Below are 25,409 nucleotides of genomic sequence, written 5' to 3' on the forward strand. Positions count from 1 at the left end.
AGGTAGTACGGAATACGCATGACCTTAAAGCAATCAAAACAAGAACACGTCACTCATCAGCCTCAGCAGCAGTTGACATTGTCCGTTGCTATTCGTGATGACGCACGGTTTGCTAACTTTTACGCGGGTCCTAATGAGCAAGTCGTTTATGAATTGCAGAAGCAATGGACAATGCACGGCGAACCGTTTCTGTTTTTATGGGGTAGTGAGGGTGTTGGCTGCAGTCATCTACTGCAGGCTGCTTGCCATTATGCCGAAGGCTTAGGCCACCAGAGTGTGTATTTGCCATTGGATGAGTTGGTCGAGTACAGCCCGGCCGTGTTGGAATCGATGGAGCAGCTGCCATTGGTGGCGCTGGATAATATTCAGGCGGTCGCCGGTAATAAAGCCTGGGAAGAAGCGTTATTCCATCTGTTTAACCGTATCCGTGACCGCCAGGGGCATTTATTAATTGCTGCCAATAATGGCCCGAAAAAACTCAATATCGAGCTGCCGGATCTGGTGTCACGCCTGACCTGGGGTATGACCTATCAGGTTGAACCACTGGAAGACGAGGACAAAGTACAAGCCTTATTATTGCGTGCTAAGCGACGCGGTTTAAATATGGGTGATGATGTCGCCCGCTTTATTCTGACGCGTGGCCCGCGGGATATGCAGGGGTTGTTTGATTTGCTGGATCAGCTGGATCAGGCCTCGTTATCGGCGCAGCGTAAACTGACGATTCCATTTATTAAAGCGGAGCTGGAGTGGTAGCCTGCTTAATTCAGTACCCTAACTTCGAAATATAAAAAAGGCCGTTTTGTTTCTAACAAAACGGCCTTTTTTATGATGGTTCGATTAACTCAGTGCTTTTGCCAGTCGGCTGATCGCTTCTTTCAGAACATCCATGCTGGTGGCATAAGACAGACGCATATGACCTGGCGTACCAAAGGCAGAACCCGGAACTAGCGCGACTTCCGCTTCGTTCAGCATTTTCTCTGCAAAATCGACATCCGATTCAATACCTGCGTTTGCCATTGCACCTTTAAAGCTTGGGAAGGCATAGAAAGTACCGTCACTTTCAACGCACTCAACACCCGGCAACTCATTCAGAGCAGCAACAACATAGTCATGGCGCTCTTTAAAGGCTTTTAACATGTCCTGAACGCAGCTTTGATCACCTTCTAATGCGGCTTGAGCGGCAACTTGTGCGATGGACGTTGGATTAGAGGTACTTTGTGACTGAATTTTCTTCATCGCGGCAACCAGCTTTTGTGGGCCGCCAACGTAACCAATACGCCAGCCAGTCATGCTGTAGGCTTTGGAAACGCCATTCATCACCAGTGTACGGTCATACAGTTCCGGGCAAACCGTCACAATGTTATGGAAGCCACCTTCGGCCCATAAAATATGTTCGTACATATCATCGGTAGCGATTAATACATCCGGGTATTTCTTCAGAACTTCAGCCAGTGCTTTTAATTCGGTTTCGGTATACGCCACACCAGAAGGGTTGGATGGGCTGTTGATCACGACCAGTTTGGTTTTTTCAGTGATTGCCGCATCCAGTTGTTCCGCGGTCATTTTGAAACGAGCGCTTTGGTCGGTTTCAACCACAACCGGCACGCCTTCAGCAATTTTCACCATATCCGGGTAAGAAACCCAATATGGCGCAGGAATCACAACTTCGTCCCCCGGATTCAACAGAGCCAGAGCCAGATTAAAGAAGCTTTGTTTGCCGCCACACGAAACCAGAATCTGGTTTGGCTCATAGCTTAAGCCGTTGTCACGTTTGAACTTGTCAATAATTGCTTTCTTCAGAGCCGGGGTTCCGTCAACAGCGGTATATTTGGTGAAGCCATCAGCAATTGCTTTGCTGGCGGCATCCTTAATATGCTGTGGGGTATCAAAATCTGGTTCACCGGCGCCCAGGCCAATAATATCTTTGCCAGCCGCTCGTAATTCGGCAGCACGGTTTGTCACCGCCAGAGTAGGAGAAGGCTTGATCTGTTGAACGCGATCCGACAATTGCAGGTCCAAGTGTGTATCCTCAATAACGCGTGGGTGTCAGCAGTAAAATGGTTATTACCACCACTGCAACAAAAAAACCGTATAATTGTAATGTAAACTGCACTTTCTTTAAATAAGGACTTTCTGGAATCCTGATGAGCAAAGCGTTCGAACTCACCTCTAAATATTCCCCCGCTGGTGATCAGCCCAATGCAATCAAAGGCCTGGTACAGGGCATTGAGGCCGGATTGCTGAAGCAAACCCTACTGGGGGTAACGGGCTCCGGAAAAACCTACACCATGGCTAATGTGATTGCCGAGTGTCAGCGGCCAACCATTATTATGGCTCACAACAAGACACTTGCTGCCCAGTTGTATGGCGAGTTTAAAGAGTTTTTCCCGAATAATGCCGTCGAATATTTCGTTTCTTATTACGACTATTACCAGCCGGAAGCTTATGTACCGGCATCGGATACCTTTATTGATAAAGATGCGTCGGTGAATGAGCATATCGAACAGATGCGCTTGTCGGCAACAAAAGCCTTGATGGAGCGCCGTGATGCGGTGATTGTTGCCACGGTCTCAGCGATTTATGGCTTAGGTGATCCGGATTCTTATCTGAAAATGATGCTGCATATGGTGCGTGGAGATCAGATTGATCAGCGTACCGTGTTGCGCCGTTTAGCCGAGTTGCAGTACACCCGCAACGACATGGATTTCCATCGCGGCACCTATCGGGTACGTGGCGATGTGATTGATATTTTCCCGGCCGAAAGTGACGACGAAGCGGTTCGCATTGAATTGTTTGATGATGAAATTGAACAGATTTCGCTGTTTGATCCACTTACCGGCGAAGTTCGCTCGCGCCTGGCACGGGTGACCATTTATCCGAAAACGCATTATGTGACCCCGCGTGAAACCATTCTCGGTGCCATCGACGGCATCGAAGAGGAGTTAAAAGAGCGACTGGAGTACTACCGCGATAATAACTTGCTGGTGGAAGCGCAGCGTCTGGAACAGCGTACCCGCTACGATGTTGAGATGATGCGTGAGCTGGGTTATTGCTCCGGTATCGAAAACTACTCACGCTATTTATCTGGCCGTGAAGAAGGCGCGCCGCCGCCAACACTGTTTGATTACATCCCGAAAGATGCCCTGGTGTTTGTCGACGAATCCCACGTCACCATTCCACAAATTGGTGGCATGTATCGTGGTGACCGCTCTCGAAAAGAAACGCTGGTGCAATTTGGCTTTCGTCTGCCATCGGCACTGGATAATCGCCCGATGCGTTTTGAAGAATGGGAAGCCATTGTGCCCCAGTGTGTGTTTGTCTCTGCAACGCCGGGGCCGTATGAGCAAGACCATCAGGACCATGTGGTGGAGCAGGTGGTACGACCAACCGGGTTGATTGATCCGGAACTTGAAGTGCGCCCGGCGACGGGTCAGGTGGATGATGTGCTGCACGAGCTGCAGGAGCGTACCAGCAAAGGCGAACGGGTACTGATTACCGTGCTCACCAAGCGCATGGCGGAAGACCTGACCGAGTTTTTACTGGAGCAGAATATTCGTGTGCGCTACCTGCATTCGGATATCGATACGGTTGAGCGGGTGGAGATTATCCGCGACTTACGATTGGGTGAGTTTGATGTGTTAGTGGGCATTAACTTATTGCGGGAAGGTCTCGACATCCCCGAAGTCTCGCTGGTGGCCATCTTTGATGCCGATAAAGAAGGATTCTTGCGTTCTGAACGTTCACTGATTCAGACCATTGGCCGTGCTGCCCGTAACCTCAATGGTAAAGCGATTTTGTATGCCGACCGAATTACTGACTCGATGCAACGCGCCATGGACGAAACCGATCGCCGTCGTGAGAGGCAAATTGCCTTTAACAAAGAGCACGGCATTGTGCCGAAAGGCGTGACCAAATCGGTAGAGGATATTCTCGAAGCCGCACCGGCTCCGGGAGCGCGTGGCAAGGGTAAAGGTCGCAGCCGCAAAGTCGCAGAGCCCGCAGCTGGCTATGCGGTTGATGACTGGAAGGCATTGCCCGCTGCGAAGCTGGTGGAGCGTGTGGCTGAGGTCGAAGATCAGATGTTTAAAGCCGCCAAAGACCTCGACTTTGAAGAAGCCGCGCGACTACGTGACCTGTTGCATGAGATGAAGCAGAAAGTTATCGAGAACAGTTAACTCATGCTGACAGGCGCTAACTTATTCTAGTCGACTGATTTCAAAGCAGTTTCTGAGGTAAATTCGCGGATTGGGGTTGCACTGTGAATCACTCGCCGCTAGTATACGCAGCACTTCAGGACTATAGCTCAGTTGGTTAGAGCGCTACCTTGACATGGTAGAGGTCCCCAGTTCGAATCTGGGTAGTCCTACCAAGATTGTAAAAGCCGACTTTATTGTCGGCTTTTTTATGCCTGGCGTTTATGCTCTAACATTAGAGCAGCTCCCTTTCTTGCATGGAAAAATATATCAGGATTGGGCAATCAAAGAGCCAGTTGCAGGGTCTTCTGTTTATTAAATCCACGCACCACTTCGCCGTTAATCAGTAGTAAAGGAACACCTGATCCATTAAGTTGATCGTATTCTCGTTTTCCGATGTTTGATTTTTCAATATCGTACTCAAGGTAGTCAATGCCTTTGCTATTCAGTAAATCGCGGGTTTTCTGGCAATAGCCGCACCAAGTTGTTGCATATAGAACAACTTTTCCGAAGTGATCCTGAACAAATTGTGGTGGCGGATTGATATAAGCATCGATGTAATGCCATTTTTGATAAACCGCTAAGGCGATCACCAGGAATATCAGTCTCTTCATAAATCATCCTTGTCTTCAGAGGTTCGGTATCAACCAGTTTTACAATCTTTTTAAAGATAATTAAGCCGCGATTGCGCAGTATGCCTTCAGGTTAAATGACAGTTATATCTGTGTAAATACGCTTAATATCAATGGAGAGTACTATGAGTGATCTGATCGAAGGTAAACCACAATCTACAGGGCAAGAGTCCAAAAACCTGTCGCTGTTATTATGGATCGGTACCATATTTTTTGGTTTTATTCCTGGTCTGGTTTTATACCTGGTGAAAAAAGATGATGCATTTGTTTTAGCGCATTCCAAAGAAGCACTCAACTGGTGTATTACCGCAATTATCGCTTATGCCATTGCTTCTATTTTGACCGTTGTGGTTATTGGAGCATTTTTGTACCCAATCATTGGTCTGTGCCATCTTGTTTTTTGTATCCTGGCGGCTGTTAATGCTTCGAAAGGCAATAGCTATAAGGTACCTTTTGCCATTCGCCTGATTAAATAATTATTAGAGATTTAATCATTAAAGTTAAAGAAAAAGCCCTGTTACTCGTCAGAGTAACAGGGCTTTTTTATAGCTACTAAAACCAGGATGTTATTCAACACCCTGAGAGCGCAGGTATTCATCATACGTGCCGTGGAAGTCGACAATTTTATTGTCTTTAATTTCGATAATACGGTTTGCCAGTGAGGATACAAACTCACGGTCGTGGGATACAAATACCAATGTACCTTCAAACATTTCCAACGCCATGTTTAAGGATTCAATCGATTCCATATCCATGTGGTTGGTCGGTTCGTCCATCAGCAAAATGTTGTGATCGTGCATCATCAACTTGCCGAATAACAGGCGGCCTTTTTCACCACCAGAACACACCTTAACTGACTTTTTAATATCGTCTTGGTTAAACAGCAAACGACCTAACGTTCCTCGAACGGCCTGGTCATCGTGTTTTTCGGTTTTCCACTGCTCCATCCAGTCAAACAGATTTGTTGCTTGTGGGAACTCGTATTCGTGATCCTGAGCGTAATAACCGATGTTGGCATTTTCAGACCACTTGATGGTGCCAGAATTGGCTTCAACGCCGTCTTGGTCAAAACCATTCACCAGACATTTCAGGAACGTAGTTTTACCCGCACCGTTAGCACCAATAACCGCAATTTTTTCACCGGCTTCAATCATCAGATCAGTATTGGCGAACAGGGTCTCACCTTCATAACCATGAGACAGGCCTTCAATCTCCACCGCTTGACGGTGCAGCTTTTTCTCTTGGTTAAAGCGGATATATGGGTTCTGACGGGTCGACGGCTTGATATCGTCCAGCTTGATCTTATCGATCTGTTTAGCACGAGAAGTTGCTTGCTTGGCTTTGGAAGCGTTGGCCGAGAAGCGGCTAACAAACTGCTGCAGTTCGGCAATTTGTGCTTTCTTCTTAGCGTTTTCCGATTGCTGACGCTCGCGAGCGGCGGTCGAAGCAATCATAAAGTCATCGTAGTTACCCGGATAGATCTTGATATCGCCGTAGTCGATATCGGCCATGTGAGTACAGACAGAGTTCAGGAAGTGACGGTCGTGCGAGATGATGATCATCGTACACTTCATGTCGTTAATGATGCCTTCCAGCCAACGAATGGTGTTGATGTCCAGGTTGTTGGTCGGTTCGTCGAGCAGCAGGATGTCCGGGTTGGAGAACAGTGCCTGAGCCAGTAATACCCGTAGCTTCCAGCCTGGGGCGACTTCGGTCATTGGGCCCTGATGTAGCTCGGTTTCAATACCGGCACCTAACAGCAGTTCTCCGGCACGGGATTCGGCGGTGTAGCCGTCCATTTCGGCGAACTCACCTTCCAACTCAGCGGCACGCATGTAATCGTCTTCGGTTGCTTCCAGATTCGCGTAAATGGCATCACGCTCTTCTTTGATGGCCCACAGCTCTTTATTACCCATCATCACGGTGTCGAGTACGGTGAACTCTTCAAACGCGAACTGATCCTGGTGCAGTTTACCCAAACGTTCGTTTGGCGTGACCGATACGTTACCCGCACTTGGCTCCAGTGAGCCATCGAGGATCTTCATAAAGGTCGACTTACCACAGCCGTTGGCGCCAATCAGGCCATAACGGTTGCCGTCGCCGAATTTGACAGAAATGTTCTCGAACAGTGGCTTAGCGCCAAACTGCATGGTGATATTCGCGGTTGAGATCACAGCTTTATCCCGGATGAATCAGTGTTTTGAAAGGGCGCGATAATACCGGAAAAGAGTCGCCCTGACATCCGGAAAAGAGAATGCCACAAGGAAAGTAACGGGCCTTACTTAGGAGTCAAAGTAACTATGGATGTCCATTTCCTGATGAGGAATGCCAATGATGTCGATACCATGCTGAGAAATTAGATAAAACACCACGTGTTGACCTTGCAGAAAGCTGTAGTAATCGGGGTCAATATCGTTGCGTTTCTTGCCAAGGAGGGGATTGTTTGCCAACCACTGAAAACGTGTCTCAAGTGCTTGTAAGTAGCGATTCCGCTGCTTTCGTCCCCAATTCCGCTCACTGTAGCGACCGATGTTTAACAGATCCTGATAGGCACGAGGCGTGACACGATAGGGCGACTTATATTCAGGAGGCATCATCACTGAAGTACGGAGCATCCAGCTCATTGATCAGCATTTCAGTGGAGTAACCTTCCACAAACTCGTCTCGTTGTGCTTGTTGAGCACCTTCTGCCAGGTGTGATTTTAATGCATCGAGCTTGCTTTTACGTTCTTCCAGGTTACGCAATGCATCACGAACCACCTCGCTGGCAGAGCCGTAGCGGCCACTGGCAACTTCGTTCTTGATAAAGGTTTCCCAGTGCTCACCCAAGCTTAAACTGGTATTAGCCATGACTGCCTCGGTATTCAGATTGAATAAATATGAATATAAGGGGGATATTTGAATTGTTCAAGTGCGATAGTGACGACTTATTTTACCGGGGTGATGGCAGTATTAATTGAGTTTTTTCATTATTAGAAGCTTGTAAACCATAGAAGGCCGGTGATAACAATTGCTACAATTGCTAGGCTGCTACTTAATGGTAAGTGGCTTTCTCTTTTAGCTTTGAAACTGACATAAGATGGTAAATTTTTTGCACTTTCCTCTTTGATTTTGTCAAAATCTAAACGTGAGATGGGTATTTCAGCTCCTGTATAAACAGTTACTTCTTTGGCGCCTGCTGCCAATGCTATTTCAATAAAGGCTCTATGCTCTAATAGGGTAATTCCACCTTCATATTCTTCCATTGGATGAATAATGATTTTGGGGCGTGGTCCAATTCTGTGTTTGCCCAGCAGTACGTATACAATATGTTGCAGCATTTTTTCAGCAACTAAAAATTCATTGATAAGTACACGGGGGTGGGCGAAAGGGTTTATAACAATTGTGTTGGGTGAGTTCGTTATTTTTTGGACGTTATTTCCTATAGCGGAAACAATACTTTGTCCTTCAGGGTTTCTTTCTATGGTCAGTAGTGATGGCTCGTTATAAATTTTTCCTGTTTTTAGATTGGTAGCCTTAATGTGATTCTTCCAAATCTGAATATACAAAACGGACCCGAAGCTTTTAACGATTTCCTTAAGCATCAAAATTCCTTTTAGCAGCACCTTTGGGAAATGGCTGGTGTTGCCAGCAGCAAACAGCCGCTGGCTATGAGTTGGTGAAAAAGCTTACTTCTCACCACGCCCCATAAACTTCTTCTCTTCCACGTTGATTTTCACCACGTCGCCAGTCGAGATATGCTCTGGCACCTGAATTACCAGGCCGGTTGTCATAGTCGCTGGTTTGGTACGCGCTGTAGCGGAACCACCTTTGATGGATGGATCGGTTTCGGTGATTTCCAGCTCAACGTGTGCAGGCAGTTCCAGTGCAACGGGTGCGTCGTCCAGTAATACAACCTGCAAGCCTTGAGTAGACTCGTTGAAGAACAGAATTTCGTCTTCGATATTGTCTTTATTCAGGCTGAACTGAGAGTAGTCTTCGTTATCCATAAAGACGTATTCGTCGCCATCGCTGTAGGAGAACATCACCTGACGGCGCATCACGTCAGCCAGGTTCAGCATGTCGGAATCTTTAAAGGTTTCATCAACCTTCTGACCGGTTGCCACATTGTACATACGCATACGGTACAGGCTGCCACCGGCGCGTCCTTGTGGCACTGAACGTTCGATGTCTTTTACAAAATAAGCGCTGCCGTTAAATTCAATGGCGGCGTTCTTTTTAATATCACTTGCCTTAGGCATTATCAGGTCCTCTTGATTCTGTTAGCTGGCGTCAGCCATCTATTTTTTAATAGAAAGTGTTTTACCGGATTTTTTATTATTTACAAAGCGCTTACGCGGTTTTTCTGACTTTGGCTTTTCCGCAGGTTTGGCTGTGGCAGAAGCTTTGGTTGTTGTTTGCGGTTTATGATGTTTCTTCGCTGGCCGTGGCTTTTTCGCATCATTCTCATTGGTCAGGCGAATATGATCACTTTCAATGACAATTTTGCGCTCCTTGAACAGTTGGCCGATGGCCATTTTAAAGACGCGCTTGGATACACCAAAGTGCAGCTCAATCAGGTCCGCCGGGCTTTTATCGCTTAAGCCGAGGGTGCCATCACCTTCCTGTAGTTTTTTCAGGATGCGTGTTGCCAGTGGTGCAATTTTGGCGTGACCAATGGGTTCGAGTGAGATATCCAGGCGATGATCGTCGCGTATGCGTTTGACGTAACCTTCGAGCTTGTTGCCCGGGCGGATCGCTTTGCGGATATCATCATGATGGATAACGCCCCAGAACTCATCATCGACTACGGCTTTGTAGCCCAGTTCGGTGCGGTGGCTAACAATCATACGAACCTTGTCGCCCACACTGTAAGGGTCTGGTGAACCAGGCCAGTTGGATTTGGCTTCGTCGCTGATATAACGATTCAGGCGGGCACTACCAATTAAACGCCCTGTGTTGTCTTGTAACACATACACCAGATAGCTGTTGCCTTGCTCCATACGCTGCTTTTGTTCGGCAAAGGGTACGAATAAGTCTTTGGCTAATCCCCAATCCAGGAAGGCGCCGGTGCGGTTAACATCCACCACTTCCAGGCTGGCAACCTGATGCAGCTGTACACGCGGGCGTTGGCAGGTAGCGATCCAACGGTCTTCAGAATCAAGGTAAACAAATACCTTAATCTCGTCGCCAATTTCAGTACCTTCTGGCACCTGACGGGTCGGAAGCAGAATCTGGCCGCCGTCTTCATCGTCCAGGTAGGCACCATGTGGTGCCATTTCCTGAACTTTTAATGTGTTGTAACGGCCAAGTTCTGCCATGGTAAAAGTCTCTGGGGGGTCAATCGGTGAATCTTAAACAGCGCGCGATTCTATCAGGGTTGGAATTAAGGCACCTCTGAATTATTCAGATATGCCTTAATAATCAGGTACGGTAAATGGTTTCAATCAGATGGTAGCCGAATTTGGTTTTAACCGGCCCCTGGACTTTGAGTAATGGCCCCTTAAACACAACGTCGTCGAAGGCTTTGACCATCTCACCTTTATTAAACTCGCCCAGGCTGCCACCGTTCTTTTTTGACGGGCAGGTCGAGTGCTTCTGAGCCAATTTGGCAAAGTCAGCACCTTTGGCGAGCTGTTGTTTCAGCTTGTCGGCTTCTTCTTTAGTTTTAACCAGAATATGGCGGGCACAGGCGCGTGGCATGGTGGTTTCCTGAATCAATGGGTCATTATTGCGGCAGATTCAACGTTTCATCGCGAACATCTTGTTCGAATTGTTGCAGTTGTTCCGTCGAGCCAAAACGTTCTTTCAGCAAAGATTGTGTTGTTTCATCACTATTATCCATCAGGTTGCTGATTTTCTGAATCAATTCTGAGCGCTGTCCTTCATTTATTTCGGCTGAATACAACATGGATGACAGCGCATCAGTCGCCAGGTTTCTGACATAGCGGTTACTGTCATTAACAACCAGGTTAAGGAAGCGCTCCTGATTGGCGATGTTGTTGGTTCCCATAAAGCTTAAATACTCAAGGGCCTTAATTCGTGTGGATTCTTGACTGGCATGGTCGAAAAGCTGAGTCATTGCTTTATCCAGGTCAGGGTTTTGCTGGATTTGTGAAAATGTTCCAATCGACCCCGATACCATCATAAGTTGCTGTACTGCGCGTAAGCGCTCTTCTTCACCCAATGAATGATCAATTACTTTGGTCAAAAGTTCTGTTTGCATGTTTTCGGCATAGTCGGGATCCGTTTTGATGCGACTTTCAAAGTCAGGTGGTAAATCTCTCATTAAATCTGCGTATTCACGATCTGCATCTGTGGTTGGCGGCATGCTGGATTTCAGTTCCTTCAATTCCGATCGTAATGCTTGCAGCTCTGAGTTTTGCTGCTGTAGTTGCTGTTCTACTTTCAGCAGGGTCGTGTGGAGCTCTTCTGAAGAGAGAGGTTGTTCGGCGGTTGAAGGTTGCTCAGGGGAGGAGCGCAACGACTCCGGCACTATCCGTATGGCTCCTGTACCGATGTTCGCAGTTCCGAGGTTGTCGACAACCACTGAATCCGCTTGTCGGGTGTTAATCAGTGCGGTTGCAGCCATCAAAAAAGCCAGCCCGGCCAGTAAAGGCGTTATGTATTTCATTTCAAATCCTGATCAATCTTATTCAGAAGAGCCCAAACATTATGCTGGTGGTTGATTGTAGTGATCGTTGATTGTGGTAGCGGTTTGGTGAACGTCCGATGAATATAGGTATTAAATGTAGCAAATTGACCAGATAGTTACATTTTTGCGTCGCGCTGAGTGGGCGCTTGTGAGAAAATCGCGCGCCAATTGTACCCCGATGCCCGAAGCTGTGTATTCTGCTATCTGGCCCTGGCGGCACCCTATTTCCGATATGACAGTAATTGATATTGAGGTAACTCATGAGCGTTCATGAAATTCGTCACCCTCTGGTTCGACATAAACTTGGCCTGATGCGTCAACAAAAAATCAGCACCCGTAGCTTTCGCCAATTGGCGGGTGAGGTCGGCAATCTGCTGACGTATGAAGCAACCAAGGATCTGGAGCTGGAAGATTATAAAATTGAAGGCTGGTGTGGCGAAATCAGTGCTGAACGCATTAAAGGCAAGAAGATTACCGTTGTGCCGATTCTGCGTGCGGGTCTGGGGATGCTGGATGGCGTACTGGAAATGATCCCAAGTGCCAAAATCAGTGTGGTCGGTTTGTATCGTGATGAAGAAACCTTAGAACCAGTGAGTTACTTCGATAAATTAGCCGGTGATATTGATCAGCGTATGTCGCTGGTTGTTGACCCAATGCTGGCAACCGGTGGTTCCATGAATGCCACCATTGATTTGCTGAAAAAAGCCGGTTGCACCTCGATCCGCGCTTTGGTTCTGGTAGCAGCGCCAGAAGGCATTAAGGCAGTACAACAAGCGCATCCGGACGTTGAAATTTACACGGCATCCGTGGATGACCATTTGAATGAAAATGGTTACATCATTCCAGGCTTAGGTGATGCGGGTGATAAGATTTTTGGTACCGAATAAGTTTTGAGCTAACTGCATTGGCAGAACGGCGTTAAAATTTTTATCGAGCTGCTCATTTAGGCGACTAAACTCCGCTCTCTCAAAAATTTTGCCTTGTTCTGCCTGCTTCGTAAACGCTCAAATAAGACGCACTGTATTCAGATAAAATTTCAATAAATTAAATATAGAGGAAGTCGTATGTCTCAGGATGCTTACGCCGGTTGGCGTACCGTACTGGCCGGTTTGCAAATGTTATTTGTGGCCTTTGGTGCTTTGGTATTGATGCCGTTAATTACCGGCTTAAACCCCAGTGTGGCGTTATTCACCGCAGGTATCGGTACTTTATTATTTCAGTTGATTACCAAGCGCTCTGTGCCGGTATTTCTGGCATCGTCGTTTGTGTTTATTGCACCGATTATCGGCATTATCCAGCAGTACGGTGATGACGGTGTGGCCGTTGCGATGGGTGCATTATTCTGCTCTGGTTTTACCTATATGGTGCTGGCGATTCTGGTGGCAGTCCGTGGTCCGGGTTTTCTGCATCGTATTATGCCGCCGGTAGTAACTGGTCCGATCATTATGATTATTGGCTTGGGTCTGGCGCCGATTGCCGTGAATATGGCGATGGGCAAAACCGGTGATGCGTCGGCTCAGCTGTTCCCGTATGCCGATGCGATCTGGGTATCAATGCCGGCGTTATTGGTTACCTTGCTGGTGGCGACATTGGCGAAAGGCATTTTCCGTTTAGTGCCGATTCTGGCGGGTATTGTTGTTGGTTATAGCATTGCTGCCTTTATGGGTATGGTGGATTTCTCCGCCGTGAATAACAGTGCCTGGGTTGCAGTACCGGATTTTGTGACGCCAAAATTTGAAATGGCGGCCATTTTACTGATGATGCCGGTAGCACTGGTGGCTGCGATTGAACACGTCGGTGATGTGTTGGCGATCTCCAGTGTGACGGGTGATAACTACGTCGAAAAACCAGGCCTGCATCGCACGCTGTTAGGTGATGGTGTTGCGACCTCTGCCGCTGCGTTATTTGGTGGTCCACCCAACACCACGTACTCCGAAGTGACAGGGGCGGTGATGTTAACAAAGGCCTTTAATCCAGTAATCATGACCTTTGCTGCAGGCTTTGCGATCTCTCTGGCATTTATTGCCAAGTTTGGTGCATTCCTGCAAACCATTCCGGCACCGGTGATGGGCGGTATTCTGATTTTGTTGTTTGGTTCGATTGCTTCTGTTGGCCTGAATATTCTGGTTAAAGCACGGGTTGATATGGGTCAGCAGCGTAATCTGGTGATTGTGTCGACCACGCTGGTATTTGGCATTGGTGGTATGACGTTGGGTAGTCTTGAAGGTTTAAGCCTGTGTGGCTTGGTTGCCATCGTGCTGAATCTGGTATTACCGAAAGCCGATGAAACCGAAGACTTGCATGAGGAAGAAGAGATTGTGGAAGATATGGTGAAATAACTTCCCTAGCAGGCTGTTGAAAAACTACTTACGTTGCCATAACTTCGTTAAAAATCAGCTCAAAATGCTCATTTATGACTTATAAACTGCGCGTTTTCGCTGATTTTTGTCTTGTTCTGACTGCCTCAGAAACATTTTTCAACAGCCTGCCTGGGCCTGTTAATAGCCCTAAACCTTGCAATGCTCAATCAAACCCCGAAGTGGATTGCCGCTTCGGGGTTTTTTATGGTTTTGTTGCTTTGATCGGAGTGCGGTAAAGTCTGTTTGTTGTACAACGCAGAGAAACGCTATGGAATACGAAATACAACATCAGCCAGAGCAGTCGCGATTTTTGCTTATTAAAGGTGAGCATGAATGTGTACTGGATTATGTTGTCAATAATGATCAGCTTGATTTTACGCATACCTATGTTCCTTTTCGCTTGCGTGGGCAAGGCCTGGCTGAAGTGTTGGTGGAACACGGCTTAGCCTGGGCTAAAAAAGAAGGTTATGTTTTGCAGGCCAGCTGCTGGTATGTGCAGAAATTTTTATAAATACAACAAGTACATTATCCCGAACGCAAAATGAAAAAGTGGATCGCTTTAATTTGTTTGTATCTGGTGCAGGGTTTACCGCACGGTTTTTTTGGTCAGGCGATGCCGGTGTTGATGCGCGAGCAAGGACTGGATCTGACCATGATCGGTTTTTTATCGCTTCTGGCGTTGCCCTGGGCGCTTAAGTTTATCTGGGCGCCGTGGCTGGATAAATTCAGCCTGTACAAACATGAATATCGTCGTAGCTGGATCTTTGCCATGAACTACAGTGCGGCGGCCATTCTATTGGTGATTGCCTTGCAGCCAGTGGAATTCTGGGTGCAGCAAAATATGCTGCTGTTTGCCGCACTATTGTTTTGCCTGAATCTGGTGATTTCCACCCAGGATATTGCGACCGATGCGTTAGCGGTTGAGAATCTTGCGAGCCATGAACGGGGCATCGGTAACGGTGTACAGGTAGCGGGTTATCGCATTGGTATGGTGCTGGCCGGTGGCGTATTGGTGGCTTTATTTGGTTGGTTTGGCTGGCAGGGAGCTGTGTTATTACTGGCGCTGGCAATGGTTGCTGGAACACTGCCGTTATGGCGATTTCCGCCCAAGCCACATGTGGTGGATGATCAACCGTTATGGCCGTTATGGCTGGATTTTTTCCGCGCACCGGGAGCCGGCTTATGGCTGCTGATGATTTTCCTGTTTAAGTTTGGTGATGCATTTGGCACACAAATGATCCGGCCGATGCTGGTGGACCAAGGGATTACGTTAGAGCAAATGGGCGTTATTCTGGGCTCGGTTGGTTTTGCCGCCGGTTTATTGGGCGCTTTAGTGGGCGGTTGGATGGTGAGTCGTATTGGCCGGCAAACTGCGCTACTTGGTTTTCTATTGATTGAGGCGCTGGCGTTGTTGAGCTACCTCGGCCTGGATGGGCAGGGTATGTTTCGCATTTATGTTGCTGTAACGCTTGAGCATATTGCCGGTGGTATGGCGACAGCTGCGTTATTTACTGTGATGATGGATCGTTGTCGTGAGCACTGTGCCGCAGCTGACTATGCTTTGCAGAGTTGTGTGGTGGTGGTCTCAGGTATGATTGCCGGTATGTTGTCTGGATTCAGTGCCCAGGCGCTCGGGTATGACGGACATTTTATCGTTGCAGCCGGGTTATGTATGATTGCTCTGTTGGTGGTGTGGCAGGCCATTCGTCATGGCTTAATTACTGCGCGCCGAGCGATTTAAACTCTGGCTAATTTTATATTTATTTTCAGGTTGTTAAATAATGAGTGATATAACTGCAACTCATCACCTTAATGCAAAAGGGTTGTTTTGCCCGGAGCCAGTGATGATGCTGCATAATATAATTCGGGATATGGCATTAAACGATGTGGTTGAAATTCTGGCGACGGACCCTTCAACCCAGCGGGATTTTCTCAAATTCTGTAACTTTCTGAATCAGGAAATGATTTTGATGGAAGAGCAGGATGGTGTGTATCGGTTTTTAATTAAAAAGCAGTCTGACGACGAATAATTATTTTTCAGAAAACCTTAATCACAAAAAAACTAGCCCAAAAACAAGCATAAAAAAGAGCAGCTCAATGGCTGCTCTTTTTGTGTTTGATTACATCGATCTAGCGGTAATCAGAAGCTCTGACGTAAGCTGAACAGGAAGGCCTGAGTTTTGCCATCGCTACCATAGTCAGCTTCTTCAAACTCAAAACCGGCCAGGCGAGAGCCGCTCAGCTGGTAATAAGCGCTGCCGTAGATATTGCTGTCTAACTGGCGCTGAGTTTTGTCGTCGTCTTCACCTTGTGCATAGCCCAGGTTCAGAACCAGTTTTTTCACTGGCTTGTAGCTAACGGCAAGAGTGGTGGACTGACGCTTGTCATCATCACCAGTGTCGCGATCGGCGCCACGGTACGCAAAACCAAAGTCCAGCTGGTCGTTAACAACGTATTTACCACCAACGCTGTAGATCATTGGCTCTGCAATGTCTTCACCGGCATCTTTGGCTGCATCGCTTTCAACCACAATCGATTGAATAGCCGAGGCATTTAACGTTAAACCACCAAAAGTTGCAGCAGTACCCACAGTTACCGCGGTGATGCCGCTGTCGTTAACTAATTCCTGGTCGTCACCGACGGTAATTTCGCGATCATCTTCGGCGATATGCAGAGCAACCGTTGCTGTGAATGGACTATCGCTGAAGCCACCGCCACCGTAGGTGTAGTTAATGGTGCTGTCATTACGGTAACCGTAAGCTACAGAACCTGGCATGGTTTCTGTGATGTAGAAGTAAGAACCTACGCCCTGAACTTCGCTGCGGTGAGTGTTCCAGGCACTGTATTCAAAATAAGGAGACCATTGAGCACCCACTTTGAAGCTGTGTTCGCCTTTAGACAGGCCGAACCAACCCAGGCGAGTACGAGCAAAAGCGCCGCCATCATCTAATACGTTGATACGGGCCTCAACGCGGTAGCTACCCACCCAGCCATCTTCCAGCTCTTCTTCACCCATGACACCCAGGCGAGACTGAACGCTGTTGGTCAGTGCGAATTGGCGATCATCGGTGTTGCGGTTAGCGCGATTTCTTGGGTCGTCGGAACCGCTACCTGGGTAAACATCAGTCCCATTAGTAGCGCTGTTGGAATAGGTTTCCAGGCCAATATCGACGAAACCGTAAAAGTTAACACTCGGTGCAGCAGCAGCTGTTGACGTTAAGGCGGCAGCCGCTACAGCGATAGCCAGAGGGGTTTTATAAGACATACGTTCATACCTTCTTTTTATTTCTGGTCGCGATAAATCAGGGAGTCATTCTTCTGTCTTATCACGAAAACGCCGCCACATTACAGAAATTTGACTGAATGGCCAGTGCAATTAATAGGGCATGTTGACTGCGTGTTATGTTGTTGGCTTGGCGGTTAGGTATATCTTCGGTTGGCTATTGGTATTAATACGTACTTTTTCTGTTATGGTAATTTTATTTCACATAAGTATTTGAAATATAAGCAGTTAAATTTTCTTTATTGGTGTTTTAAATGGTGAAATTGAATGGTCATTCAATGATATTGTTTGACCTGTGAAACAATGTTGGTGATCAGGCGAGTTGCCCTAAAAAAATGTAATTTTTTGTTACGTTGATATTTTGGTCAGGATTTTAAGGGGGTTTTGCAGTCACTCGGGTTACCATGATTCCGTGGTTTACACTTTTGCGCTGACTCTGTAAAGTACGCGATCAATTTTCACGTGGCCTGTCGTGGGGGCCACCACTGGTAAAGGACTCAATAATGCCTGTTATTACCCTTCCTGATGGTTCGAAGCGCGAATTCGACCAGCCTGTTACCTTGATGCAAGTTGCCGAAGATATCGGCCCGGGTTTAGCCAAGGCGACCGTGTGTGGTCGTATTAATGGTGAGCTGGTCGATGCTTGTGAACTGATTACGCATGATGCTGATGTGACCCTGATCACGGGCCGTGATCAGGACGGTCTGGAAGTGATTCGTCACTCCTTTGCTCACCTGGTTGGCCATGCCGTTAAGCAGTTGTATCCACACGCCAAAATGGCGATTGGCCCGGTGATTGACGACGGCTTCTATTACGACATCGACTTTGAGCGTCCATTTACGCCGGAAGATGTGGCTGATATTGAAAAGCGTATTAAAGAGCTGATCAAAAAAGACTACACCGTAGAAAAGAAAATGACGCCGATTCGTGAGGCGCGCCGGGTATTTGTTGATCGTCAGGAAGATTACAAGGTTGAGCTGATTGATAACCTGATCGAGAAGGGTGAAACCGAAGTTGGCCTGTATCATCACGAAGAATACGTGGATATGTGTCGCGGCCCTCACGTACCGAACACTCGTGTGATGCGTGTCTTTAAACTGATGCGGGTCTCCGGTGCTTATTGGCGTGGCGATGCGAATAATCAGCAGTTACAGCGTATTTATGGTACCGCATGGAACGACAAAAAAGAGCAAAAGGCTTACCTGACTCGTTTGGAGGAAGCTGAGAAGCGTGACCACCGTAAACTGGCCAAACAATTAGACTTGTTCCATCTGCAAGAAGAAGCGCCGGGTATGGTGTTCTGGCATCCAAATGGCTGGACCATGTATCAGGTTCTTGAGCAGTACATGCGTAAAGTTCAGAACGACGCCGGTTATAAAGAAATTAAAACCCCTCAGGTGGTTGATCGCGCGTTGTGGGAAAAATCCGGTCACTGGGAACATTACTCTGATGCGATGTTTACCACCGAATCGGAAAAGCGCACCTATGCGGTGAAGCCGATGAACTGTCCGGGTCATATTCAGGTATTTAATCAGGGCCTGAAGAGCTACCGTGACCTGCCATTACGCTTAGCCGAATTTGGCTGCTGTCACCGTAATGAACCATCCGGTGCTCTGCACGGCATTATGCGGGTGCGTGGCTTTACTCAGGACGATGCGCATATTTTTGTTTCTGAAAATCAGATCCGTCAGGAAGCCTCTGACTTTATTAAGCTGACGCTGGATGTATACAAAGACTTCGGTTTTGACGCGGTTGAAATGAAGTTGTCGACTCGCCCAGAAGGCCGTATTGGTGCAGATGAACAGTGGGATCTGGCAGAAGCCGCACTGGAAGACGCATTGAATGATGCTGGTCTGGAGTGGGAATTGCAGCCGGGTGAAGGCGCTTTCTATGGCCCTAAGATTGAGTTCTCCCTGCGCGATTGTCTGAATCGTGTCTGGCAGTGCGGTACCTTGCAGCTCGACTTTATGTTGCCGGGCCGTTTAGGTGCACAATTTGTTGACGAAGATGGCGAGCGCAAAACGCCGGTGATGTTACACCGTGCTATTCTGGGTTCGTTCGAGCGATTTGTTGGGATTCTGATTGAGCATTACGCCGGAGCGATGCCACCTTGGTTGGCTCCGCAGCAGGTTTCGGTACTCAATATCACCGATAATCAGAGCGAATATTGTGAAAAACTGGCAGAAAGCCTGAAATCACGCGGATTCCGTGCCCAAGCGGACTTGAGAAACGAGAAGATCGGCTTTAAAATCCGCGAGCACACTTTGCACAAGGTACCTTACCTGTTGGTGGTAGGGGATAAAGAAGTAGAAGCAAACACCGTAGCTGTCCGTACGCGTAAAGGTGAAGACCTGGGCGTAATGAGTATCGATGCCTTTATCGAGCTGTTGGAAGGCGCTATTGCACAGCGCGGTCGGTTTGGAATGGAGAGCTGAGTTATCAGACGCGATAATAGAAGAGGCCGTCAAGAACCACGCGCGGCTATTAATGATAATATCCGTGCCACTGAGGTACGTTTAATCGGTGCTGACGGCGATCAGGTCGGCGTTGTAAGTATTAAAGAAGCTTTGGAAGCGGCTGCGGAAGCAGAGCTGGATCTGGTACAGATCTCTGACGGCGATCCGATTGTCTGTAAAATTATGGACTTTGGTAAGAAGCTGTATGAAGAGAAAAAGCAGAAGGCCGAAGCTAAAAAGCGCCAGCATCAGGTCCAGATTAAGGAAATCAAATTCCGTCCGGGCACTGAAGAAGGCGATTACCAGATTAAGCTGCGTAAGCTGCGTGAATTCTTAGAAGCGGGCAATAAAGCGAAAATTTCCATTCGTTTCCGTGGTCGTGAGATGGCGCACCAGCAAATCGGTATGGAATTAATGAATCGTGTTGAAGGTGACCTGGAAGATCTGGGTACGGTTGAACAGCGTCCTAAGCTGGAAGGCCGTCAGATGGTGATGGTCCTAGGCCCGGTTAAAAAGAAGTAGTCTGGTTTTCAAAGAACCTTAAGCCCAGCCAAATTATGTTGTATTGGCTGGGTTTTATTCGTTCTGCCAGACACTCAGTAAGCTTATAAAAGTTTGCTGTTCTCATGGCAGGTGCTTATACGCCCTGCTTGTATGGCAGGTGTTGTACAGGGTCTTAGTTTCTGTACGCACCATAACGTTGGAGTTGAAAAAATGCCTAAGATCAAAACTAAGAGTGGCGCAGCTAAGCGCTTCAAAAAGACTGCGAACGGTTTCAAGCACCGTCAGGCTCACCGTAGCCACATCCTGACCAAGAAGAGCACTAAGCGTAAGCGTCACTTACGTCCAATGCTGCAATTGCACGCTGCCGACAAAAAGTTGGTTATGCGTATGTTACCTAACCTTTAATCGGTACTGTTCAGGAGATAAATTATGGCTCGTGTAAAACGTGGTGTTGTCGCTCGTCGTCGTCACAAAAAAATTCTGAAGCAGGCTAAAGGTTACTACGGTGCTCGTAGCCGTGTATTCCGCGTCGCTAAACAAGCGGTTATTAAAGCGGGTCAGTACGCTTACCGTGACCGTCGTCAGCGTAAGCGTCAGTTCCGTCAACTGTGGATTGCTCGTATTAATGCGGGTGCTCGTCAGAACGGTCTGTCTTACAGCAAGTTCATCAATGGCCTGAAAAAGGCAACTGTTGAAATTGACCGTAAGGTGCTGGCTGATTTAGCAGTTAACGAAAAAGCAGCGTTCGCGGCTCTGGTAGAAAAAGCCAAGTCCAGCCTGTAATTTCGGCGGTAAGCCGTGAATCGGTTTGCCAGGCAGGCTTCAGACTTCTGAGGCCTGTGAAATAGGGGAGTGGATTCGTTCATTCCCCTATTTTTTTGTCATTTTGAAGCTATTACCAATAAGCAACGTGGAAACCAACATGGAAAACCTCGAAGCCCTGACAAAACAAGCCCTGAGTGCCGTTGAAGAAGCGCAAGATGTTGCTGCGCTGGATCAGGTCCGGGTTCAGTTTCTGGGTAAAAAAGGGGAAATCACCTCCCTGATGAAAAACCTGGGTAATGTCGCACCGGAAGATCGTCCGAAAATTGGTGCGGTTATCAACGAAGCCAAAACCCAGGTACAGAATGCCATTAATGCACGCAAAGAAGCGCTGGAAACCGAAGCGCTGAATGCCAAGCTGGCGAGTGAAACCATTGATATCACTCTGCCTGGCCGTGCTGCTCAAACCGGTGGTTTACACCCGGTTACCCGCACTCTGGAACGTATTGAAAGCTTTTTTGCCGGTGCTGGTTACCAGGTGGCAGAAGGGCCGGAAGTGGAAGATGACTTCCACAACTTCGAGGCATTAAACATTCCATCGCATCACCCGGCGCGTGCCATGCACGATACCTTTTATTTTGATGCTCACACGCTGCTGCGTACCCATACCTCTCCGGTTCAGGTGCGCACCATGGAAGCGCAACAGCCACCGATTCGTATCATTTGCCCGGGTCGTGTGTATCGTTGCGATTACGACCAGACTCACTCACCGATGTTCCATCAGGTGGAAGGTCTGCTGGTTGATAAAGACATCAGCTTTGCCGATTTAAAAGGCACGCTGGAACAGTTTATGGCGGCCTTCTTTGAGCGTGACGTCAAAGTGCGTTTACGTCCGTCGTATTTCCCGTTTACTGAGCCATCTGCTGAGATTGATATCGAGTGGATTGTTGAAACTCCAGAAGGCACCAAACGTGGCTGGCTGGAAATCGGCGGTTGCGGCATGGTTCATCCCAAAGTCTTTGAAGCCGTGGGTATCGACCCTGAGCAATACAGTGGTTTTGCCTTTGGTATGGGGGTTGAGCGTATGGCGATGTTGCGTTACGGCGTAAACGACCTGCGTTTATTCTTCGAAAATGACCTGCGTTTCCTGCAGCAGTTTAACTAACACCCGCAACCAGAGGACACTCTTATGAAATTCAGTGAACAGTGGTTGCGCGAGTGGGTGCAGCCGAATGATGAAAAAGGCGCCTGGGATACTCAGCAGCTGTGTGATCAGGTCACGCTGGCGGGCTTAGAAGTTGATGGCGTCGAAGACGTTGCCAGTGACTTTAGCGGCGTTGTGGTTGGCCAGGTGGTTAGCCGTGAACAACACCCAGATGCCGACAAATTAAGCCTGTGTCAGGTAAGTGATGGCACTGAAACCTTCCAGATTGTATGTGGCGCTGCCAATGTGCGCGAAGGTTTAAAAATTCCTTTTGCTAAGATCGGTGCTGTGCTGCCGACCGAAGATGGCAAAGGCTTTAAGATCAAAAAAGCCAAGCTGCGTGGCGTTGAATCTTTCGGTATGTTGTGTGCCGAACAAGAGTTGGGTATGGCTGAAAGCTCTGACGGCTTGATGGAATTGCCAGAGTCTGCTCCGGTGGGTCAGGATTTCCGTGAATACATGGATCTGGATGACAAAATCATCGAAGTTGATTTAACCCCTAACCGCGCCGATTGCCTGAGCATTGCAGGTCTGGCGCGTGAAGTGGGCGTGTTAAGCAAGTCGGATGTTCAGGGCCCGGTGATTGAAGCGGTTGCTCCGGCGATTGACGATAAAGCCTTAATTGAAGTAACGGCTACCGAAGGCTGTCCCCGTTATTTAGGCCGTATTGTTAAAGGTGTGAATGTTAAAGCAGAAACACCATTATGGATGGTGGAGAAGCTGCGCCGTAGTGGTATTCGCTCGATTGATCCGGTCGTAGATATCACCAACTACATTCTGCTGGAACAAGGCCAACCGATGCACGCATTCGATCTGGCTAAGGTTGATGGCGGCATTCGTGTACGTATGGCTGAGCAGGGCGAAAAACTGACCTTGTTAGACGGTCAGGAAGTCGAATTAAAAGACAATACCCTGGTGATTGCTGACCATAACAAGGCTCTGGCGATTGCGGGCATCATGGGTGGTGAACACTCAGGTGTGAACGGCGAAACTCAGGATCTGTTGTTAGAAGCGGCGTTCTTTAACCCAATTACCATTGCTGGCCGTGCACGTTCTTATGGTTTGCACACCGATTCTTCCCACCGCTTCGAGCGTGGTGTTGATTATGAACTGGCACGTAACGCCATGGAGCGTGCGACTGCGCTGGTGATTGAGATTTGTGGTGGTCAACCAGGCCCAATCGTTGAGGCGTTAAGCGAAAAAGATCTGCCGGTTGCAGCCGATATCACCCTGCGTAACCGTCGTGTGAAGCAGGTTCTGGGTCTGGAAATGGCGCAGGACGACATTACTGAAATTCTGACCCGTTTGGGTATGGATGTCAGTGTTAACGGTTCTGACGATGATGTTAGCTGGAGTGCAAAAGCACCAAGCTATCGTTTCGATATGGCGATTGAGGCTGATCTGATTGAAGAGCTGGCGCGCATTTACGGTTACAACCGTTTGCCGGTGCGTACGCCGAAAGCACACACGCCATTGGCTACCATGCCAGAAGCAAAAATGACGATCAAAGATCTGCGTCGTCAGCTCGTTGCTCGTGGTTATCAGGAAGCGATCACTTATAGCTTTGTTGATCCTAAGATGCAGAAAGCCATGGACCCTGAAGTTGAAGGCTTGGCGCTGCTGAATCCGATTTCTACCGAAATGTCGGTGATGCGCACTAACTTGTGGGCTGGCCTTGTTGGTGCCGTTTCCCATAATCTGAAACGCCAGCAGCCGCGTGTTCGTTTATTCGAAACCGGTCTTCGCTTTGTACCAACAGATGTAGATGGTAAGAACGAACTGATCCAAACACCTACTTTGGCGTTAGCGGTCTGTGGTTCGCGTTTGCCGCAGTCCTGGAGTGCTCAGGATGAAGCAGTCGATTTCTTCGATGTGAAAGGTGACGTTGAAACCTTATTGGCTCGTACCGGTGAAGCAGAGGCGTATAAGTTTGTTGCGGCGCAACATCCGGCACTGCATCCGGGCCAGACTGCTCGTATCGAGAAAAACGGCAAGCCAGTTGGTTGGATTGGCGCCATTCACCCAAGTCTGCAAAAGCAGGTAGGTGTGAAGCAAACCGTTTATCTGGTGGAGCTGGATCAGGAAGCGATTCAACAGAAAGCGGTTCCTGCGTTTGGTGAACTGTCTAAATTCCCGGAAATGCGTCGTGACCTGGCACTGGTTGTGAAGCAGGAGCAGCAAGTGGAAGCCGTGTTTGCCGCCATTCGCGAACAGGCTGGAGAATATCTGACAAACCTCAACCTGTTTGACGTTTATGTCGGCAAAGGTATTGATCCAGATAGAAAAAGTCTGGCTTTGGGCTTGACCTGGCAGCATCCTTCACGCACTCTGACTGATGACGAGGTGAACGATTCGGTGAACGCCGTACTTGCTCATCTTGAACAAAGTTTGGGAGCAACGCTAAGGGGTTAGCATGACCGCTCTGACCAAAGCAGAATTAGCAGAAAAACTGTTTGACGATCTTGGTCTGAACAAACGTGAAGCAAAGGATATGGTGGATCTCTTCTTTGATGAGATTCGCGGTAGCCTGAGCCGAAACGAACAAGTGAAGTTGTCAGGATTTGGCAACTTCGACTTGCGTGACAAAAGCCAACGACCAGGCCGTAATCCAAAAACCGGTGAAGAGATTCCGATCTCTGCACGTCGCGTTGTGACGTTTAAGCCAGGACAAAAGCTCAAAATCCGGGTAGAAGCCTATGCTGGAACCGAGCCACAATAACGAACTTCCCCCAATTCCTGCAAAACGCTACTTCACCATTGGTGAGGTGAGTGAGCTGTGCGATGTGAAGCCACACGTACTGCGTTACTGGGAGCAGGAGTTTCCTCAGTTAAGCCCGGTGAAACGCCGCGGCAATCGCCGCTATTATCAGCGTCAGGACGTTATCCTCGTCCGTGAAATCCGCACCTTGCTTTATGAAAATGGCTATACCATTGGTGGTGCTCGTCAGCGTCTGAGTGATGAAGGTGATGATGGTGCAGTCGCGATGGATAAAGCGTTGATTAAAAGCATGATCAGCGAGCTGAAAGAGCTTGAAGAGCTACTGAGAGCAGACTAGGTATTTATTACCAATCGATAAAAACCTTCACATTTCAGACACTTAAGTTATACTCCAAACCGCTGAGATATTCCTCAGCATGCGTTCGGGATGTAGCGCAGCCTGGTAGCGCACCTGTATGGGGTGCAGGTGGTCGGAGGTTCAAATCCTCTCATCCCGACCAATTCCGCCCGTAGCTCAGCTGGATAGAGCGTCGCCCTCCGGAGGCGAAGGCCAGAGGTTCGAATCCTCTCGGGCGGGCCATTTCATCAATATCCTCAAAATACTCTGATTATTTTCTGCACTGAATTGTCTTTTCGACATTCATCTCAAGCCCGATGTGGAT

27 protein-coding genes and 3 tRNA genes are annotated in these 25,409 nt (G+C 48.1%); 19 read left to right on the forward strand and 11 right to left on the reverse strand.

The annotated features are described in order from the left end of the window. Positions 1-18 precede the first annotated feature (18 nt). Positions 19-753 carry a DnaA regulatory inactivator Hda gene (gene hda / locus KFF03_RS06360; RefSeq protein WP_255859875.1) on the forward strand — a complete coding sequence of 245 codons (735 nt, stop codon included), beginning with the start codon at positions 19-21 and terminating at the stop codon, positions 751-753. Between the two features lie 84 nt (positions 754-837). Here hda and KFF03_RS06365 read toward each other — a convergent pair whose 3' ends face one another. After that, positions 838-2,019, reverse strand: coding sequence for a pyridoxal phosphate-dependent aminotransferase (locus KFF03_RS06365; protein ID WP_304941523.1), 1,182 nt, complete (start codon positions 2,017-2,019; stop codon positions 838-840). A gap of 125 nt (positions 2,020-2,144) precedes the next feature. Here KFF03_RS06365 and uvrB point away from each other — a divergent pair, with 125 nt between their 5' ends. Beyond that, entirely contained in the window at positions 2,145-4,175 is a 2,031-nt protein-coding gene (gene uvrB / locus KFF03_RS06370) for an excinuclease ABC subunit UvrB (protein ID WP_255859876.1), read from the forward strand. A 117-nt stretch (positions 4,176-4,292) separates the two neighbouring features. Then, positions 4,293-4,369 (forward strand) — tRNA-Val (locus KFF03_RS06375). 108 nt (positions 4,370-4,477) lie between these two features. On the opposite strand, the gene KFF03_RS06380 is transcribed toward KFF03_RS06375, so the two are convergent. Further along, positions 4,478-4,807, reverse strand: coding sequence for a glutaredoxin domain-containing protein (locus KFF03_RS06380; RefSeq protein WP_255859877.1), 330 nt, complete (start codon positions 4,805-4,807; stop codon positions 4,478-4,480). Positions 4,808-4,950: 143 nt separating this feature from the next. Between KFF03_RS06380 and KFF03_RS06385 the strand changes: the two genes are divergently transcribed. Then, positions 4,951-5,301 carry a DUF4870 domain-containing protein gene (locus KFF03_RS06385; RefSeq protein ID WP_255859878.1) on the forward strand — a complete coding sequence of 117 codons (351 nt, stop codon included), beginning with the start codon at positions 4,951-4,953 and terminating at the stop codon, positions 5,299-5,301. A 90-nt stretch (positions 5,302-5,391) separates the two neighbouring features. Here KFF03_RS06385 and KFF03_RS06390 read toward each other — a convergent pair whose 3' ends face one another. From KFF03_RS06390 to KFF03_RS06425, 8 genes are all read right to left on the reverse strand, one after another. Then, entirely contained in the window at positions 5,392-6,999 is a 1,608-nt protein-coding gene (locus KFF03_RS06390) for an ABC-F family ATPase (protein ID WP_255859879.1), read from the reverse strand. A 108-nt stretch (positions 7,000-7,107) separates the two neighbouring features. Beyond that, positions 7,108-7,449, reverse strand: a complete 342-nt coding sequence (locus KFF03_RS06395) for a type II toxin-antitoxin system RelE/ParE family toxin (protein ID WP_255859880.1) — start codon at positions 7,447-7,449, stop codon at positions 7,108-7,110. Beyond that, positions 7,409-7,675 carry a type II toxin-antitoxin system ParD family antitoxin gene (locus KFF03_RS06400; RefSeq protein ID WP_255859881.1) on the reverse strand — a complete coding sequence of 89 codons (267 nt, stop codon included), beginning with the start codon at positions 7,673-7,675 and terminating at the stop codon, positions 7,409-7,411. The genes KFF03_RS06395 and KFF03_RS06400 overlap by 41 nt, the downstream gene beginning before the upstream one ends. A 122-nt stretch (positions 7,676-7,797) precedes the next feature. Beyond that, a complete protein-coding gene (locus KFF03_RS06405) occupies positions 7,798-8,409 on the reverse strand; it encodes a rod shape-determining protein (RefSeq protein ID WP_255859882.1) in 612 nt (203 codons plus the stop codon). Between the two features lie 84 nt (positions 8,410-8,493). Continuing rightward, entirely contained in the window at positions 8,494-9,066 is a 573-nt protein-coding gene (yeiP, locus tag KFF03_RS06410) for an elongation factor P-like protein YeiP (RefSeq protein ID WP_255859885.1), read from the reverse strand. Positions 9,067-9,105: 39 nt separating this feature from the next. Further along, entirely contained in the window at positions 9,106-10,125 is a 1,020-nt protein-coding gene (locus KFF03_RS06415) for a S1 RNA-binding domain-containing protein (RefSeq protein WP_255859887.1), read from the reverse strand. A gap of 103 nt (positions 10,126-10,228) precedes the next feature. Beyond that, positions 10,229-10,507, reverse strand: a complete 279-nt coding sequence (locus KFF03_RS06420) for a peptidylprolyl isomerase (protein ID WP_255859889.1) — start codon at positions 10,505-10,507, stop codon at positions 10,229-10,231. Positions 10,508-10,532: 25 nt separating this feature from the next. Beyond that, positions 10,533-11,438, reverse strand: a complete 906-nt coding sequence (locus KFF03_RS06425) for a hypothetical protein (RefSeq protein WP_255859891.1) — start codon at positions 11,436-11,438, stop codon at positions 10,533-10,535. A 281-nt stretch (positions 11,439-11,719) separates the two neighbouring features. On the opposite strand from KFF03_RS06425, the gene upp reads away from it, so the two are divergent. From upp to tusA, 5 genes are all read left to right on the forward strand, one after another. Beyond that, positions 11,720-12,346, forward strand: a complete 627-nt coding sequence (gene upp / locus KFF03_RS06430; protein WP_255859893.1) for a uracil phosphoribosyltransferase — start codon at positions 11,720-11,722, stop codon at positions 12,344-12,346. A gap of 177 nt (positions 12,347-12,523) precedes the next feature. Further along, on the forward strand, positions 12,524-13,798 hold the full coding sequence (locus KFF03_RS06435; protein ID WP_255859894.1) for a uracil-xanthine permease family protein: 1,275 nt from the start codon (positions 12,524-12,526) through the stop codon (positions 13,796-13,798). 289 nt (positions 13,799-14,087) lie between these two features. Further along, positions 14,088-14,330 (forward strand): GNAT family N-acetyltransferase, encoded by a 243-nt coding sequence (locus KFF03_RS06440; RefSeq protein WP_255859895.1) that lies wholly within the window; start codon positions 14,088-14,090, stop codon positions 14,328-14,330. Between the two features lie 30 nt (positions 14,331-14,360). Further along, complete coding sequence (locus KFF03_RS06445; RefSeq protein ID WP_255859896.1) at positions 14,361-15,560, forward strand: MFS transporter; 1,200 nt, start codon at positions 14,361-14,363, stop codon at positions 15,558-15,560. A 40-nt stretch (positions 15,561-15,600) separates the two neighbouring features. Then, positions 15,601-15,849: a sulfurtransferase TusA gene (tusA, locus tag KFF03_RS06450; RefSeq protein ID WP_255859897.1), complete on the forward strand. Its 249-nt coding sequence runs from the start codon at positions 15,601-15,603 to the stop codon at positions 15,847-15,849. A 110-nt stretch (positions 15,850-15,959) separates the two neighbouring features. Here tusA and KFF03_RS06455 read toward each other — a convergent pair whose 3' ends face one another. Then, the gene (locus KFF03_RS06455) at positions 15,960-17,084 is read right to left on the reverse strand and encodes a porin (protein WP_255859899.1); all 1,125 of its coding nucleotides are present in this window, start codon (positions 17,082-17,084) and stop codon (positions 15,960-15,962) included. A 521-nt stretch (positions 17,085-17,605) separates the two neighbouring features. On the opposite strand from KFF03_RS06455, the gene thrS reads away from it, so the two are divergent. The 10 genes from thrS (at position 17,606) to KFF03_RS06505 (ending at position 25,327) form a co-directional block, all read left to right on the forward strand. Beyond that, the gene (gene thrS / locus KFF03_RS06460; RefSeq protein ID WP_255859900.1) at positions 17,606-19,537 is read left to right on the forward strand and encodes a threonine--tRNA ligase; all 1,932 of its coding nucleotides are present in this window, start codon (positions 17,606-17,608) and stop codon (positions 19,535-19,537) included. Positions 19,538-19,540: 3 nt separating this feature from the next. After that, entirely contained in the window at positions 19,541-20,080 is a 540-nt protein-coding gene (gene infC, locus KFF03_RS06465) for a translation initiation factor IF-3 (RefSeq protein ID WP_304941531.1), read from the forward strand. A gap of 192 nt (positions 20,081-20,272) precedes the next feature. Beyond that, positions 20,273-20,467 carry a 50S ribosomal protein L35 gene (gene rpmI / locus KFF03_RS06470; protein ID WP_255859901.1) on the forward strand — a complete coding sequence of 65 codons (195 nt, stop codon included), beginning with the start codon at positions 20,273-20,275 and terminating at the stop codon, positions 20,465-20,467. A 24-nt stretch (positions 20,468-20,491) separates the two neighbouring features. Beyond that, a complete protein-coding gene (gene rplT, locus KFF03_RS06475; protein ID WP_068435564.1) occupies positions 20,492-20,845 on the forward strand; it encodes a 50S ribosomal protein L20 in 354 nt (117 codons plus the stop codon). 139 nt (positions 20,846-20,984) lie between these two features. Next, complete coding sequence (gene pheS, locus KFF03_RS06480) at positions 20,985-21,989, forward strand: phenylalanine--tRNA ligase subunit alpha (protein WP_255859904.1); 1,005 nt, start codon at positions 20,985-20,987, stop codon at positions 21,987-21,989. Positions 21,990-22,013: 24 nt separating this feature from the next. Next, positions 22,014-24,440 (forward strand): phenylalanine--tRNA ligase subunit beta, encoded by a 2,427-nt coding sequence (gene pheT, locus KFF03_RS06485; protein ID WP_255859908.1) that lies wholly within the window; start codon positions 22,014-22,016, stop codon positions 24,438-24,440. Position 24,441: 1 nt separating this feature from the next. Continuing rightward, positions 24,442-24,747, forward strand: coding sequence for an integration host factor subunit alpha (gene ihfA / locus KFF03_RS06490; protein ID WP_255859909.1), 306 nt, complete (start codon positions 24,442-24,444; stop codon positions 24,745-24,747). Beyond that, positions 24,725-25,084, forward strand: a complete 360-nt coding sequence (locus KFF03_RS06495; protein ID WP_255859911.1) for a MerR family transcriptional regulator — start codon at positions 24,725-24,727, stop codon at positions 25,082-25,084. The genes ihfA and KFF03_RS06495 overlap by 23 nt, the downstream gene beginning before the upstream one ends. Positions 25,085-25,170: 86 nt before the next feature. Further along, positions 25,171-25,247 (forward strand) — tRNA-Pro (locus KFF03_RS06500). 3 nt (positions 25,248-25,250) lie between these two features. Continuing rightward, positions 25,251-25,327: transfer RNA gene (locus KFF03_RS06505), tRNA-Arg, on the forward strand. The last annotated feature ends 82 nt before the right edge of the window (positions 25,328-25,409 follow it).

The organism is Bacterioplanoides sp. SCSIO 12839, assembly GCF_024397975.1.
Lineage (GTDB): Bacteria > Pseudomonadota > Gammaproteobacteria > Pseudomonadales > Oceanobacteraceae > Bacterioplanoides.